The sequence below is a fragment of the Paenibacillus sp. FSL K6-1558 genome (genome assembly GCF_038002565.1).
GTDB classification, from domain to species: domain Bacteria; phylum Bacillota; class Bacilli; order Paenibacillales; family Paenibacillaceae; genus Paenibacillus; species Paenibacillus polysaccharolyticus.
The window spans coordinates 1,120,893-1,136,989 of sequence record NZ_JBBOCV010000001.1 but is presented as its reverse complement, the minus strand read 5'-3'; the positions used below and the strand labels follow the sequence as shown (position 1 = coordinate 1,136,989).

Annotated in this window: 13 protein-coding genes; 9 read left to right on the top strand and 4 right to left on the bottom strand. The window is 47.6% G+C overall.

Translation table 11 applies throughout. The features are described 5' to 3' along the window. Positions 1-131: 131 nt before the first annotated feature. Genes moaA through MHI38_RS04685 form a run of 6 tightly spaced genes read left to right on the top strand, consistent with a single transcriptional unit; the run spans position 132 to position 9,267 of the window. Positions 132-1,133, top strand: a complete 1,002-nt coding sequence (gene moaA / locus MHI38_RS04710) for a GTP 3',8-cyclase MoaA (RefSeq protein ID WP_090917008.1) — start codon at positions 132-134, stop codon at positions 1,131-1,133. A 41-nt stretch (positions 1,134-1,174) separates the two neighbouring features. Beyond that, on the top strand, positions 1,175-4,891 hold the full coding sequence (locus MHI38_RS04705; RefSeq protein ID WP_308723369.1) for a nitrate reductase subunit alpha: 3,717 nt from the start codon (positions 1,175-1,177) through the stop codon (positions 4,889-4,891). After that, positions 4,881-6,353: a nitrate reductase subunit beta gene (narH, locus tag MHI38_RS04700; protein WP_090917004.1), complete on the top strand. Its 1,473-nt coding sequence runs from the start codon at positions 4,881-4,883 to the stop codon at positions 6,351-6,353. Before MHI38_RS04705 ends, narH begins: the two co-directional genes overlap by 11 nt. Before the next feature lie 17 nt (positions 6,354-6,370). Continuing rightward, positions 6,371-7,027 (top strand): nitrate reductase molybdenum cofactor assembly chaperone, encoded by a 657-nt coding sequence (gene narJ, locus MHI38_RS04695; RefSeq protein WP_090917002.1) that lies wholly within the window; start codon positions 6,371-6,373, stop codon positions 7,025-7,027. A 14-nt stretch (positions 7,028-7,041) separates the two neighbouring features. Next, positions 7,042-7,755, top strand: a complete 714-nt coding sequence (narI, locus tag MHI38_RS04690) for a respiratory nitrate reductase subunit gamma (protein WP_090917322.1) — start codon at positions 7,042-7,044, stop codon at positions 7,753-7,755. Next, entirely contained in the window at positions 7,756-9,267 is a 1,512-nt protein-coding gene (locus MHI38_RS04685; RefSeq protein ID WP_308723367.1) for a nitrate/nitrite transporter, read from the top strand. 179 nt (positions 9,268-9,446) lie between these two features. Here MHI38_RS04685 and MHI38_RS04680 read toward each other — a convergent pair whose 3' ends face one another. Next, positions 9,447-10,148 (bottom strand): Crp/Fnr family transcriptional regulator, encoded by a 702-nt coding sequence (locus tag MHI38_RS04680; RefSeq protein WP_090916998.1) that lies wholly within the window; start codon positions 10,146-10,148, stop codon positions 9,447-9,449. 56 nt (positions 10,149-10,204) lie between these two features. Here MHI38_RS04680 and MHI38_RS04675 point away from each other — a divergent pair, with 56 nt between their 5' ends. The 3 genes from MHI38_RS04675 to MHI38_RS04665 all read left to right on the top strand — a co-directional run bounded on the left by MHI38_RS04675 (position 10,205) and on the right by MHI38_RS04665 (position 13,581). Beyond that, positions 10,205-10,954, top strand: a complete 750-nt coding sequence (locus MHI38_RS04675; protein ID WP_308723366.1) for a YwiC-like family protein — start codon at positions 10,205-10,207, stop codon at positions 10,952-10,954. A gap of 713 nt (positions 10,955-11,667) precedes the next feature. Beyond that, on the top strand, positions 11,668-12,663 hold the full coding sequence (locus tag MHI38_RS04670) for a glycoside hydrolase family 43 protein (RefSeq protein WP_154890552.1): 996 nt from the start codon (positions 11,668-11,670) through the stop codon (positions 12,661-12,663). Between the two features lie 192 nt (positions 12,664-12,855). Further along, a complete protein-coding gene (locus tag MHI38_RS04665) occupies positions 12,856-13,581 on the top strand; it encodes a ZIP family metal transporter (RefSeq protein ID WP_154957524.1) in 726 nt (241 codons plus the stop codon). Positions 13,582-13,734: 153 nt separating this feature from the next. Here the strand turns inward: MHI38_RS04665 and MHI38_RS04660 are convergent, their stop codons facing one another. From MHI38_RS04660 to MHI38_RS04650, 3 genes are all read right to left on the bottom strand, one after another. After that, positions 13,735-14,160, bottom strand: coding sequence for a YlbF family regulator (locus tag MHI38_RS04660; protein ID WP_154890551.1), 426 nt, complete (start codon positions 14,158-14,160; stop codon positions 13,735-13,737). A gap of 120 nt (positions 14,161-14,280) precedes the next feature. Beyond that, positions 14,281-14,964 (bottom strand): Crp/Fnr family transcriptional regulator, encoded by a 684-nt coding sequence (locus MHI38_RS04655; protein WP_308723365.1) that lies wholly within the window; start codon positions 14,962-14,964, stop codon positions 14,281-14,283. Between the two features lie 23 nt (positions 14,965-14,987). Further along, positions 14,988-15,980: a multicopper oxidase domain-containing protein gene (locus tag MHI38_RS04650; protein ID WP_308723364.1), complete on the bottom strand. Its 993-nt coding sequence runs from the start codon at positions 15,978-15,980 to the stop codon at positions 14,988-14,990. Positions 15,981-16,097: the final 117 nt, after the last annotated feature.

Here is a 16,097-nt window from a genome sequence, read left to right as displayed (position 1 = left end):
TTGTGATATTTTGCACAGTTAGCAAAGCCAGACATCATTATGCTTAGCCCATGATTGACAATACATGTGAGGAAGCGAGTGTTCTCCTTTAGCGATGTCATGACAGCACCCGAGAGAAAGGAGGTACGTGTATGGAATCAAAACTAATAGACCCTTTTGGACGTGTGCACGATTACTTGCGTATATCCGTTACGGATCGTTGCAATCTGCGGTGTGTGTATTGCATGCCGGAAGAAGGAATGCAGTTTGAACCGACAGAACGCATTTTGTCCTATGAAGAAATTACATCGATTGTCCAGGCACTTGCTCCGCTAGGCATACGGAAACTGCGATTGACTGGCGGAGAACCTCTCGTTCGCAAGGGGCTGGATCAACTGGTTGCGATGTTATCCGCTATTCCAGGGATTGAAGACATTGCATTGACAACCAATGGCATATTTTTGGCAGCTCATGCCGAGATGCTGAAAGCGGCAGGTCTGACACGCGTGAACATTAGTCTGGATTCGCTCAAGCCGGAGCGATTTGCGCGTATTACACGGGGCGGTAAGGTACATCGCGTGCTGGAGGGCATCAAAGCCAGTCAAAAGGCTGGATTCAAGCCCATCAAGCTAAACGTTGTACTGATGAAGGGTGTAAATGACGATGAGGTGGAGGATTTTCTACGCATGACGCTGGAAGCTCCAATTGATATTCGTTTTATTGAATACATGCCCATCGGAGACAGTGGAACCGGTTGGAAGTCGAGTTATTTGCCGCTTGAACATGTACTGAAGACTTGCGGAACCAAGTGGAACTACGAAAGTTGCGGTGATGTGTATGGCAATGGCCCAGCAGATAGTTACCGGATCGTTGGAGCCGCTGGAACATTCGGGCTGATTCATCCGGTCAGCAGCCATTTCTGCGGTAGCTGTAACAGGCTCCGGTTAACGGCCGACGGTAACATTAAGCCTTGTCTGTACTGGTCGGATGAGTACAATGTTCGCCCGCTCGTTGGTGACGACAAAGCGGTGCAGGATTTATTTTACAAGGCGCTCGGCTCCAAACCCGAAACTCATGACATGGTAAAAGCCTTAAAAGGGCAAGAGATTAACGGAACACCTACGCTGCGGCATATGTCGCAGATTGGAGGATAGGAAGACCAGCATCAACAGGTCACAATTGTGGGAGGACAACAATGAGCAGCAAAAGCATGCCCTGGATGGGCAAACTGAAGTATTTTGCCAAACGTGAAAAAAACGCGGAAGGCTGGAGTGAGATGTCCCCGGTAAACCGGGACTGGGAAGATGTGTATCGCCGTCGTTGGCAGCATGATAAAGTGGTGCGTTCCACACACGGCGTGAACTGCACGGGTTCGTGCAGCTGGCAGATTTATGTGAAAGATGGCATCGTGACATGGGAAACACAGGCGACGGACTATCCATCAACCGGACCGGATATGCCTGATTTTGAACCGCGTGGATGTCCGCGTGGAGCAAGCTTCTCATGGTATCTATATAGTCCATTACGTGTGAAACATCCTTACGTGCGTGGTGCGCTCCTTGAAATGTGGCGTGAGGCCCTGAAGACTCATGGCGATCCCGTTCGAGCTTGGTCAAGCATTGCGAATGATCCGGTCAAAGTGAAGAGATACAAATCGGTACGCGGTAAAGGTGGACTGGTTCGTGCATCATGGGGCGAAGTAACACAGATTATTGCTGCTTCCATGATTCATACGATCAAAGATTACGGCCCTGACCGTATCATTGGTTTCTCGCCGATTCCAGCGATGTCCATGGTCAGTTACGCTGCTGGATCCCGTTTCTTGTCTCTGGTAGGTTCACCATTGCTCAGTTTCTATGACTGGTATGCGGATCTGCCCCCGGCATCCCCGCAAATCTGGGGAGATCAGACAGACGTGCCGGAGAGTAGCGACTGGTACAACTCAGGATACATTTTGGTCTGGGGTTCCAACTTGCCAATGACCCGTACACCGGATGCCCACTTCCTCGCTGAAGCCCGTTACAAAGGGACAAAAGTAGTATCCATCAGTCCGGATTATGCCGAATATGTGAAGTTTGCAGACACATGGATGTCCGTAAAACAAGGTACAGATGGAGCTCTTGCCATGGCAATGGGGCACATCATCCTGAAAGAATTTTATCTGGATCATCCTACGGAGTACTTCATGTCCTATGCGAAGCAATATACAGACTTCCCGAATTTGTTGATTGTCGAAGAGAAGGATGGCGTGAACACTGCAGGACGATTCCTGCTTGGGGAAGACCTGGGCATCCAGGGCAACAACATGGCATGGAAGACCCTTGTATATGACGAAAATACGGCATCCTATGCGATTCCAAAAGGCAGTATGGGCTTCCGCTGGGGTGAAGAAGGTACATGGAATCTCAAAATGGAGCAGGTGGATACCGGCGAGCCGATTGATCCAAGACTTTCCATGCTCGGTGTGCACCATGATCTCGTAACCGTGCAACTGCCTTACTTCGATGACGAAGGAAGTCACGTAATGGAACGTCAAATCCCGGTTCGCCGCATCTGGGTTGATGATCGCTGGATTACGGTTACTTCGGTTTATGATCTCGTGCTGGCGAAGTATGGGGTTGATCGTGAAATGACGCGTTCAGCAGACTCTACTGAAATCGTTGCAGGAGTCGTTATGGAAGCGGAAGAGGATAAACCATTTACACCTGCTTGGCAGGAAAAAATCACCCGGGTTGACCGGGATACCGTCGTTCAGATCGCACGTGAGTTTGCACAAAATGCCGTGGATACACAAGGTCGCTCTATGATTATTATGGGTGCCGGCATCAACCACTGGTACAACTCTGACGTAATCTATCGTGCCATTATCAACCTGCTGCTGATGACAGGCTGTCAGGGGGTTAACGGTGGTGGTTGGGCTCACTATGTAGGTCAGGAGAAACTACGTCCGGCGGAAGGCTGGCAGACGATTGCGTTTGCGCGTGACTGGAGTGGACCTGCGCGTCTGCAAAATGGTACCTCCTTCTTCTATTTTGCAACAGATCAATGGAGATATGAGGAGACTAAGGTCGGAGAGCTGACCTCGGCACTTGAGGGTGATCCGCGCTTCGAGCACGTTGCTGACTATAATGTTATGGCTGCACGCATGGGCTGGCTTCCGTCTTATCCGCAATTTAACCGGAACTCTATTGATTTGCATCAGGATGCACTGGATGCGGGAGCAAAAACGAATGAAGAGATCGGAGCTTACGTGGCATCCGAACTGCAAAATAAAAATCTGAAATTCTCCATTGAACAGCCTGATGACCCGGCGAACTTCCCGCGTGTGCTGTTTGTCTGGAGAGCAAACCTGATCTCAAGCTCAGGTAAGGGACATGAGTATTTCCTCAAGCATTTGCTCGGTGCCACGAACGGATTGCTGAATGATGATGATCTGGGACTTCGTCCAGAGCATGTGGAGTGGGTGGAACATGCTCCGGAAGGCAAGCTGGATCTTATGGTCAATATGGACTTCCGGATGGCGGGTACAGCAATGTATTCCGATATCGTACTTCCAGCAGCCACATGGTATGAAAAAAGCGACCTGAGCAGTACGGATATGCACCCGTTCGTGCATCCATTCAACCCGGCAGTAGCCACACAGTGGGAATCCCGTTCCGACTGGGATACGTTCAAGGAGATTGCACGTGTGTTCTCCGACATGGCTGCACAGCAGTTCGACGGACCGCAGAAGGAGATTTTGACTACACCGTTGCTGCATGATTCACCGGATGAACTCGCGCAGCCGTACGGTGAGATCAAAGACTGGAGTGCTGGAGAATGTGAAGCTATTCCGGGCAAAACGATGCCGCATATTCATGTGGTAGAACGTGACTATGCTGCGGTTTACAACAAAATGATCAGTCTCGGACCTAATGTGAAGGATAAACCGATTGGTACGAAGGGGATCTCATGGTCTGCAACCGAGGAGTATGAGAAGTTGAAAGGCATTCTCGGTGTTAACCGAAAAGATGGTATTGGACAAGGATGTCCAGATCTGAGTACAGATCGCAACGTTGCTGAAGCAATTCTGACGCTCTCTACCACCACAAACGGCAAGATGGCTGTACGTGCGTGGGAGTCACTTGAGAAGAAGACGGCACTGCACTTGAAGGATCTGGCAGAAGAGCGCTCGGAGGAGTGTTTCACATTTGATGAGATTACTTCAAAACCGAAAACAGTCATTACATCACCTGCATTCAGCGGATCGGAAAAAGGCGGACGGCGGTATTCACCGTTTACAACCAACGTAGAGCGTCTGATTCCATGGCGGACATTGACGGGCAGACAACAGTTTTATATCGACCATGCGATGCTGCGTGAGTTCGGTGAGACGCTGGCGACCTTCAAACCAATTCTGAAACATACACCGTTCCATCCAAACAGCAAACGTCCGATCGAGGGCGGCAAAGAAATCGTACTGAACTACATGACACCGCATAACAAGTGGTCCATTCACAGTATGTACTATGATGCACAGCCGATGCTGACGTTGTTCCGCGGTGGTCCAACGATCTGGATGAATCATGAAGATGCTGAGGACGCCGGCCTGGTGGATAATGACTGGATCGAATGTTTCAACCGTAACGGGGTCGTTGTGGCAAGAGCAGTTGTTACGCACCGGATTCCACGCGGAGTAGCCTTTATGTATCACGCTCAGGACCGTCACATTAACGTTCCGGGTACGAAAATATCACAGACACGCGGTGGTACACATAACAGTCCGACTCGTATTCACGTGAAACCAACACATATGATCGGTGGTTATGCCCAGTTAAGTTATGGTTTCAACTATTATGGCCCGACAGGCAACCAGCGTGACCTGAACGTCATCATTAGAAAACTGCAGGAGGTGGATTGGCTTGAAGATTAAAGCACAAGTCAGTATGGTCATGAACCTGGACAAATGTATCGGATGCCATACATGCAGCGTGACATGCAAAAACACCTGGACGAATCGTCCAGGTGCAGAGTACATGTATTTTAACAATGTCGAAACGAAACCGGGTGTCGGTTATCCGAAACAATGGGAGGATCAGGAGCGTTATCGCGGCGGCTGGGAGATGAAAAATGGCAAGCTGGAGCTGAAATCCGGTACACGTGCCAGACGTTTGCTTAACATTTTCCACAACCCGGATCAACCAACGATTGACGACTACTACGAGCCTTGGACTTATGATTACGAAAAACTCACCAACAGTCCGGAGAAAAAACATCAGCCAGTCGCAAGACCGAAATCCCAGATCACGGGAGAGTACATGAACCTCGAATGGGGTCCAAACTGGGAAGATGACCTCGCCGGTGCTCATATAACGGGGATGGAAGACCCGAACATGAAAGGTGTCGAGGAATCGATCAAAATGGATTTTGAACAGGTATTTATGATGTACCTGCCGCGAATCTGTGAACACTGTCTGAACCCGTCTTGCGTGTCTTCTTGTCCATCAGGTGCCATGTACAAACGGGAAGAGGACGGTATCGTACTGGTTGACCAGAATGCTTGTCGTGCATGGAGATTCTGTGTATCCAGTTGTCCTTACAAAAAAGTATATTTCAACTGGCAGACGAACAAAGCCGAAAAATGTACACTATGCTTCCCGCGGATTGAAGCGGGTCTGCCAACGATCTGCTCCGAAACTTGTGTCGGACGTATCCGTTACATCGGTCTGATGCTCTATGATGCAGACCGCATTGAAGCGGCAGCATCGGTTGAGAATGAAAAGGATCTGTATGAGTCACAAATGGATGTTTTCCTTGATCCGAATGATCCTGAAGTCATCCGTGAAGCACGGGCAGCAGGCATTCCAGAGGACTGGATTATAGCAGCGCAGCAGTCCCCGATCTACAAAATGGTGATTGACTGGAAGATCGCACTTCCACTGCACCCTGAATACCGCACGATGCCAATGGTATGGTACATTCCGCCGCTAAGCCCGATCACGAACCGGGTAGAAGGCCAAGGAAGCTCGCTCGAAGCAAACGATATTTTCCCGGCGATTGATAACATGCGTATTCCGGTTGAATATCTGGCGAACCTGCTTACTGCTGGAGATACAGGACGTATTCGTGAAGTACTGCGCAAAATGGCTGTAATGCGTATTCATATGCGTAACCAGCAAACCGGCAAAACAAGTGAGTCCGACCTGTTAGATATGGTAGGCATGAGTGCGCAGGAAGTTGAAGATATGTATCGTCTGCTCGCTATCGCGAAATACGATGATCGTTTTGTGATCCCACCAGCTCACCGTGAGGAAGTGGCGGATCTCTTCAGTGAACAAGGCAGCTGCGGTCTTGACTTTGCAGGCGGCCCGGGTTCTTGCGGCGTATTCTCATAGGAGAGGAGACAACAACGATGACAATTGATATCGATCCAGAACCAATCGTTAAGCCGGTGTACGACACGGAAACAAGACGAATGGTCTGCAAACTGATCTCCTATCTGCTGCAATATCCGGATACCGAGTGGAGAGAGGGATTACAAGGCGTACAGGAAGCTGTTCTTTCGATCTCTGATGAAGAAGTGAAGCAGACCGTGTTAACCTTCATCAGTAGTGCTCAGGCTCTAGATGCCATACGGTGGCAAGACGCGTATGTTCGTTCTTTTGACTTTGATAAAAAATCGAATCTCTATCTGACGTATGCTTTGCATGGCGATGAGAGGGATCGCGGGCCAGCACTGATTGATTTGAAACGCAGATATGAAGCGGCTGGTTTCTATATGGAAGCTACCGAACTCCCGGATTACTTGCCCATGGTGCTTGAATTCATTGCCGAGGCTCCGGAGCAGGATGCCATTGGAGTTCTGGACAGTTGCCATAAAGCACTGGTATCGATGACCGAAAGTATTGCAGGACAAAACAGTCCATACGGGCCGCTCCTTACGCTGATGTTACAGGTGATGCCCGAGCCGTCTGTTTCGGACGTACCTGAACCAAGCAAAGAAGAACAGAAACAACCGCTTGGCGGTCTGAACGAGATCGTTGAGCTGATGAGGAGGGGCAGTCGGTGAGTACACTGGAATTCATGTTATGGGGTGCTCTCCCGTATATGGTCATCGTGTTTTGTATCACAGCGACCATCTGGAGATATGTAACCAATCCGTTTAGTTGGACATCCAAATCAAGTGAGATGCTGGAGAAACGTATGCTGCGATGGGGAAGTTTACTCTTCCACATCGGCATTTTCGCCGTCATCTGCGGACATATTGCCGGTTTGCTAGTACCGATCGAATTTTACCACTGGATTGGTCTGAGTGACGAAGCCTATCATATGGGCGCTGTGTTCGGCGGATTACCGGCAGGAATTATTGCATTTGCCGGTTTGGTTATTCTGTTGGTACGCCGCTATACGGCTCGTAGAGTGCGCGCAACAAGCAGCGTTGGGGATTGGCTGGCCCTCGCCATGTTGATTATTGTTATTGTAACTGGCATTCTGGCAACATCCGCTAATGCGGTAAACCACAGTGGGTTTGATTATCGTACAACGATTAATCCATGGTTGCGTGGACTTCTGGTCTTCCAACCTGATCCGGCTCTAATGCAAACTGTGCCCATGAACTTCAAAGTTCATATCTTGCTTACATTTGTGCTGTACTGTGTGTTCCCATTCACACGTCTCGTTCACATGCTGAGTATGCCTCTCGGATATCTCAGACGTAGCTACGTGCTGTATCGCAGAAGAGACGGAGCCGTGTATCCGAATCAGAATCAAGAACAACATAAGGAAAGGGCGATGTAAATGCAACAAAAAGGTAAAGTTCAACTGCCCTTGCAAACCGCAAGTCTGATTCTCGGTTTCATGGTATGGGTGATTCTGTCATCACTCATGCCTTTCATTAAAGAAGACATCGTACTTACGTCATCACAGCTGGCTTGGGCAACGGCTATTCCGGTATTGATCGGTTCGATTGCCCGTATTCCGATTGGGTATTGGACGAACCGATACGGGGCACGTAACATTTTCATGATCAGCTTTGTATTGTTACTCGCTCCAGTATGGTGGGTAAGCCGCGCAACATCTTTCAGTGATCTGGTCATTGGGGGATTTTTCCTCGGGATCGGTGGAGCTGTGTTCTCAGTTGGAGTAACCTCATTACCGAAGTATTATCCCAAAGAGCGTCACGGTTTTGTTAACGGGATCTATGGTATTGGTAACCTGGGTACGGCGCTTTCGGCGTTTGGAGCTCCTTTGGTTGCTGCTCAGGTGGGTTGGTCCAAAACCGTATTATTTTACAGTATTCTTTTAATTGGTATGGCGGCACTCAACTTTGCTTTGGGAGACAAAAAAGAAACACGTGTCACCCTTCCTCTGATGCAGCAGCTAAAAGATGTATCACGCAATAACAAGCTGTGGCTCTTGTGTCTTTTTTATTTCCTAACGTTTGGTTCATTTGTGGCGTTCACCGTCTACTTGCCGAATTTCCTGGTAACCAATTTCCAGATGGATAAGGTTGATGCCGGACTTCGCACCGCAGGATTCATCCTGGTCGCAACAATTATGCGTCCGGTTGGCGGATGGCTGGGTGATAAATTTAATCCGTTCAAAATATTAATGTTTGTATTTGGCGGATTGACGGTAGCGGCGATTGTGTTATCCTTCGCGCCATCCTTCTATATCTATACAGTAGGCTGTCTGACAGTTGCGCTTTGCGCGGGGACAGGTAACGGTACGATTTTCAAATTGGTGCCAATGTATTTCGTCAAACAAGCAGGAATCGCGAATGGTATGATCTCAGCTATGGGTGGTTTGGGTGGTTTCTTCCCTCCATTGATGCTGACACTGTTGTACAGTATGACAGGGCATTATGCGATTGGATTCATGGCGTTATCCCAGATTGCACTGGTAAGTCTCGTGCTTGTCATCTGGATGTTCTATCAGGAGAAACTTCAACTGTCTGCCAGCATTTTGGAGAATACAATTGAAGCGATTCTGGTGACAGATACGAACAGTGTTATTCGTTCTGTGAATCCAGCCTTCACGGCAGTTACAGGTTATACAGCTGAAGAAGCGGTAGGACAGAAGCCAAGCATGCTGAAATCAGGCAAGCAGGATAAAAAGTTCTATGATCAGTTGTGGCAGGAACTGCGTGATAAAGGATACTGGCAGGGAGAGATCTGGAACCGGAAGAAAAACGGTGAGGTCTATCAGGAATGGCTTAGTATTACAGCGATTCGTAATGAAGCTGGGGAAGTCAAATATTACGCCGGTATGTTCAGTGACATGAGTAAACCCGATCTTACGATTGCCTGAGCAAATCACATAAACGGAACAGGTTTTGAAAAAGTGATCCAACATACAGCAAGAGACCTTAACTTGATTTACAGTAGTTAAGGTCTCTTTTTGCACAAGTGGCAGTCTCCACACTCGGATAGAAGTAAGAAGAAAGAAAAAAGAATAAGCAAAATGCATGCAGCGGCTTATCGTTATGCTCAGGCGTCTCGTTGTTCCTTTAAAGCCTGCAGGTTATGAATGATGATGCGACTACGATCAACCTCAAGCAATTCATCTTTCGCAAGCTGGTTCAGCAGTCGATTGGCTGTCTCCCTTGTCGTTCCTATGGAATTAGCGAATTCCTGGTGGGTCATGGGCAGATTGATGACAATTTTATCTGCTTGTTGCTGACCATGTTGCTCTGCCAGCATGAGAAGAAAGGAGAGTACACGATTACGCACATCCTGACCGGAAAGCACTTGTAACTTATCTTGTAATTCGCGTATTTTATCGCCAAGTACACGCATAATTTTGATGGCAATGGAAGGTGTGCTGAGCATGAGCCGTTCAAAATGACGGACAGGAATCGCTAGCAGACTTGTCGGAGTAATCGCAACAGCGGTAGCGGGGTATGGATGCGCATTGAAAAATCCGGTATGTGGGAACATATCTCCTGTTTTGAGAAAGGAGACAATCTGTTCATGTCCGTTTTCGTCTGTTTTGTACGCTTTGACAATGCCGGTACGGATGAAGAAGACCGCTTCTTTTTCACTGCCTTCACTAAAGATCACTGTTTTTTTGCTGATGCTGCGGGATATGGCGATTTCTTCGACTTGTTTCAACTCTTCAGGGCTGAGATCCTGAAATATTGGGAATTGCTGCAGAAATTCAGCTGCGTTTTCTTTATTTACCCGAGTCATACGAGTTCATCCTCTCTAAAGCTCTAATTTTGTAATGGTAAATCGGATAGGAGGTTATGATTGAATTGAAAATCAATGCAAGTACGAACCTAAAACCAATCGTTATCCCTCATGAGCACGGTGGGTGGGCGATGGTTAGTGTGCCTTTCCTCGTCGGTGTGGCGGCAAGTAGTCCCCAGTGGCTTCATGTACCTCTGTTCATAGCCTGGCTTGGCCTATATCTGACCGCATATCCTTTGCTGCAATCGCTCAAACGAAACGCGAATCGGCATCGCTTGTACACATGGGCCGCCATATACGGCACGGTAGCTTTGGTCTGTCTCATACCGGCCGTCGTTGGGCAATCCTCGCTGTTATGGTTTGGCCCTATGCTCGTAGGCCTACTCCTGGTTAACATCTGGCATGTGAGACATAAGGCAGAAAGGTCACTGACCAATGACCTTTGTGCGATGTTAGTGTTCTCCCTTGGCGGAGCAGCAGCTTATTTAATTGGCAGTGGTGAATGGGATTATGGCATGTTGATCGTTGTATTATTTTCCTTTTTACATTTTACAGGAAGTACGTTCTTTGTGAAATCTGTCTTTCGGGAACGCAACAATCCTCGCTGGATCAGGTTGTCACGACTTGTGCATGTTACACTGCTATTCATTCCGGCTATCGTTGGGTATCCATGGATGGGGCTGGCCTTCGTCTATTCTGCTGCGAGAGCGTTCCGATATGCAGGTCAAACTCTACGTCCTATGAAGGTGGGCATCATTGAGATCATTGGAGCGGTGCAGTTTCTGCTCTGGTTTATCCTGCTATAAATCACATCATGTTATCATAACGTGATTTAAGTCCACATCAGGTGACATAGGTCACATCGTCATCGGATTGACATGGAATGATGCTGAACGTTTACTAACCATGAAGACATGCCCAGGGACAAGAACATATTCCCATTGAAGTCGCTATTCAAAAAAACATTAGAGGACTGATCGCTGTAAACGATCCGTCCTCTAACGTTTTATGCCTACCACGACATATTGCCAAAGGTTGACGCCGGAATTAGCAATAAAGCATATATCCGTTTTTGCAGCCAACATCGACCAAAAAATGTTCACCAAGTAAGTAAAACGCGAGCAATAGGTGTTTAATTCCAGTATAATCGGATAGGGGGAATTGTACATTTTTTTGGGGGAAGATCTTAAGTATGAGTATAGGAAAGAACAAGCGGATCTAGTACAATTACACTAGATATTGTAAGCGCTTGCTTTGATTTCAGAGGGAGGTACGCTGCATTCAATGAATTACCGTAATCCCGTAATCGCCGGATATTTGAGCGCTATTTCCGGACCGAGCAGGAAGTCCTACACGCTGGACGATGAGGGGCCTCCCATGTTCGCGTGCCTCAGCAGTACCATCTCATGATGGAGACAGTCTTAGTTCTGAACTTCACGCCTCGGGCAACGGTATAAAGAACGCTAGTCCTACTTATTTATGAAGGATTCTATTATTCCAATACCAAAGGAGATGCCTTATGAACCAACAACATTTACCTAAGCCCCACCAGCCGCTTGTAACCCACATCTTCACTGCGGACCCGTCCGCCCATGTCTACGAGGGCAAAATCTATATCTATCCTTCCCATGACCTCGATCATGACGAGCCGAGCAACGATAACGGTGACCAGTATAAAATGGAAGACTATCATGTGCTCTCGATGGACAACTTCGATTCCCCGGTCGTCGATCACGGCGAAGCGTTGCATCTGAGAGATATTCCGTGGGCTTCCAAGCAGCTCTGGGCTCCGGATGCTGCTTATAAGAACAATACCTATTACCTGTTCTTCCCGGCACGTGATCATGACGACATCTTCCGTCTGGGTGTGGCAACATCAGAGTCTCCGGCAGGGCCGTTCACGCCGCAGCCGAATTACATGGAAGGCAGCTTCAGTATCGATCCGGCCGTACTGGTGGATGATGACAATCAGTCATACATCTATTTCGGCGGACTCTGGGGCGGCCAGCTGGAAAAATGGCAGACCGGAAGCTTCGTACCAGATGCAGAAGGACCGGCTCCTGACCAGCCGGCGCTTGGACCACAAGTTGCCCTGCTCAGCGACGACATGCTGTCCTTCCAGGATAAACCTGTCGAGATATCCATTGTGGATGAAGATGGGAATCCAATTCTGGCTGGGGATGAGGAACGGAGATATTTTGAAGGCCCATGGATGCATAAATATAACGGCTATTACTACCTGTCCTACTCTACAGGAAGCACGCATAAGCTCGTATATGCGATCGGCAAGAACCCGATGGGGCCGTTCACATTCAAGGGTGAGATTCTCTCTCCAGTTATCGGCTGGACAACCCACCATTCCATTGTGCAAGTCGAAGACAAGTGGTATCTGTTCTATCACGACAGCTCCCTGTCGGAAGGCGTCAACCATAAGCGCTGCGTTAAATATTCCGAGTTGAAATACAACGAAGACGGAACGATCCAGAAGATCAATCCTTATCCGGATGCCGAGTAAGCTGGCGGGTTAGCGGAAACAGATCAGATTACAAGATACGGCATGACATGAGGCAGCTCCTGACGGGGCTGCTTACTTTAGCATACAGCGCAGTCTGAAAATAGAATCTATTGAAACAGGTGATTGTTTTTAATCTGTCACGCCGGGTTAATGGGAGATAAAACGATCTGGAAAAAGGGAGGGCCTACCCGAATGTGGACTGCATTGATGTGGGGCGGCATCTCCGCCTCAGCGGTTGTAATTGGTGCTCTTGCCGCATTATTCATGAAGATTCCGAAAAGGGTTATCGGTTGGATTATGGCTTTTGGAACAGGCACGCTGATTGGTGCAGCAACGTTTGAGCTTCTTGGAGATGCATTGAATGATGGAGGCATGTTGCCAACTGCTGTCGGTTTTACCGCAGGAGCTGTGGTGTATACCTTGTTTGATTGGCTCATCTCGGCCAAAGGCGGGTCCGATCGGAAACGTTCCAGCAAAAAAGATTCAAGCCAGCAAAGTGGACTCGGCATATTTGCAGGCACAGTGATGGATGCCATTCCCGAATCGATCATGCTGGGTGCCAGTTTGCTAGCAGGTAAAGGTGTCAGTGTGGTGCTGGTGGTATCGATCTTTGTCAGCAATATTCCTGAAGGGTTGTCCAGTACGGCAGGACTGAAAAATAGCAAATATAGCAAAGGCAAAATTCTACTGATGTGGCTTGGTGTATTGCTGATCTCTGCTCTTGCCGCAATGGGCGGGTATCTATTTCTGGAACAGCTTCCGAAAGAGATCGGAGCAGCGATTGGCGCTTTTGCCGGAGGGGGTATCATAGCTATGCTTTGTTCAACGATGATGCCTGAGGCTTTTGAAGAAGGAGGGCCTGTGGTAGGATTGATCGCATCGATGGGACTGCTGGTGTCCTTGCTGCTGGATATTTAGTTTGGGTGTACTCTGAAACATCATATAAAACTCTTATCGCATCAAACCGAAGTCTGAATCTATCAAAGCAAAAGAGTATCCTAATCAGTTCAATTCTGAATGGGATACTCTTTTCTTATAGATTGATGATGAAGTTTCAACTTTATATTGAAATTAATGACCCGAGCAGCTTCCACCGCAACCACAGGCTTCTTTACCTAGTTCTTTGGCTTCTGGTAGCCGATTCAATTCAACGGATTTTGTAAAATAGTTGCTGATCTGCTGATGCAATTGGCTGAACTCACGCTGTGCATAGATAAATCTGCGAATCAGCGGATGATCGTAAAGCGCACGTTCTTCCTCTTCGTAGATTTTAATCTCGGATTCGAGCAACTCAATATTTTGACGTTCTTTCTCTTCAAGGGCCTGATGTTTCTCCATGAAGCGTTCATACTGCTCTGTCGCTTGTTCATCTGCGGCAAATTGGTCGATCATCTCACGCATCTCTTTGTAGCCTTCATCCTGTAACAATAGGGAGCATAGCTCCTGCATTTTATGCATAATGAGTTGTTTGTCCAATTTAACAACGGTAGTCGTCATAAGGTTAGCCTCCTGAAAATTCTTTTCTTGTTATTCACTTTATACTGTAAATCAGACGTTCACTGTGACGATACTCACAACCTGGGTTAAATAGTTTACATATGCAAGCAGACGAATCGATCAGGAGATCATATCTTTCAACTCCTGTAGCTGCAGAATCCGAATCTCATTGCCGTTTACTTGAAGCAGCATTTGATGTTGCATCATGTTTAATTTCCGGCTTAACGTCTCTGGAGTAATTCCTAAGAGCAAGGCTATATCCTTTTTGAAAACAGGCAGTCGGATCTCAGGGTTGGCATGATTCCGGGTATGGAAATCGAGAAGAAGCTTTGCAATTTTTTGCTCCGTCGTCATAGCGCTGAGAGAGCTGTTCCACTCGTCGGTCTCATTGAGCAGACGGGTGATGGCAAGCAGGAAATGGTAAGCAAGTTTGGGATCATGCTCAAGTAATTGGTCGAAATCCTCTTTGCGGATAGAACATATCGACGAGGTCTCAAGAACCTCCGCATTCGATTGATGGGGTGTCTGATGTAGTAATGAATTCTGTCCGAAAAAATCACCGGAGAACAGGAAGCGAATAATATGTTCTTTGCCATTCTCATTATACTTGGAGAGCTTTACACTGCCCTGATGTATCACAAAGAGGGTGTCTGAACGTTCACCTTCTTGCACGATATATTCTCCTTTATGATATTTTTGGGTATGGAGAAGCGAGGTCAGCAATGTAGCGTCCGCAGGGTCCAGATGCTGAAAAAGCGAAACTTTGGTGAAACAGGCATCGTTTTTTCCATGGGTACAGATCATTTCTTAGTCACCTCTTTGTATATTTAATGAGCCATGGTCTTACCACCGTGATTTTTACCATCTTTCGTGACACGGAGCACGGCAGAAGCACCTTTGTCTACATGTTTGAATTGGTGGGTTACGATGGGATAGTCACCTTCCTCAGTGACGGTAAACTCGACAACCGCTCCTCCGCTGGCAGGTAGCATAACGGTCTGAATACCATACTCGATGTTTCTTGGATTGCCGTCCTTGTATACACGATCCATAATCGTCCCTACGACATGGAAGGAAGAGACTTCATTTGGACCAGCGTTACTAACATAAATGCGAACGGTATCTCCTACTTTGGCAAGTAGCGGATGTTCTTTCAGAGTATAGGTATTGCCATTAAAAACAACATACTCGGGTTCCCCGTTAACAAAAGAATTGTAATCGTGCTCTTTGTACCATTCGCTCTGCACAAGGGTATACGAACGATCAACGAGGTGATCCGAAGGATATCCTGCTTTGGGCTCAACAATGATCATGCCGTACATGCCATTGGCAATGTGAGCTAGGGTTGGTTTGCTACCGCAGTGATACATAAATACGCCGGGATTGGAGGCCGGATAAGTGAAAGTACCTTCTTCCCCCGGCATGACATCAATGAATTTACTGCTCGGAGAAGCATGAACGGCATGCATGTCCATCGAGTGATTCATGCGCGTATCTTTATTTTTCAACGTAAAAACGATCGTGTCGCCCTCCTTCACACGCAGGACTGGGCCAGGTGACGTTCCATTAAACGTCCAGGCGTTATAGATGACTCCTTTTGAAATTTCAATATCTGTCACTTGAGAGGTCATTTCGATATATACGGTTTGGCCATCTCTGCGAATAACCGGATCAACGGGCGGCTGGCTGGGTGCAGTACTTGAAAAGGCTTCTTCATTTTGGGTCTGCTGAATTGGACTTGTCGAACTGCAATGAGAGAGTGCAGCAGTAAAGATGGTCAGGATCAGCGTGTATTTATAAATGTTGGGAAACGAGAGCATAGATTCACAACCTTTCAATTAGCAAGTGATGATTTTCACAAAAACGAACTTGTGCAAGTAATATTTCAGGAATCTCCTAAGTCCAGATTACGATATCGATGGGATCATCGGTGTGAT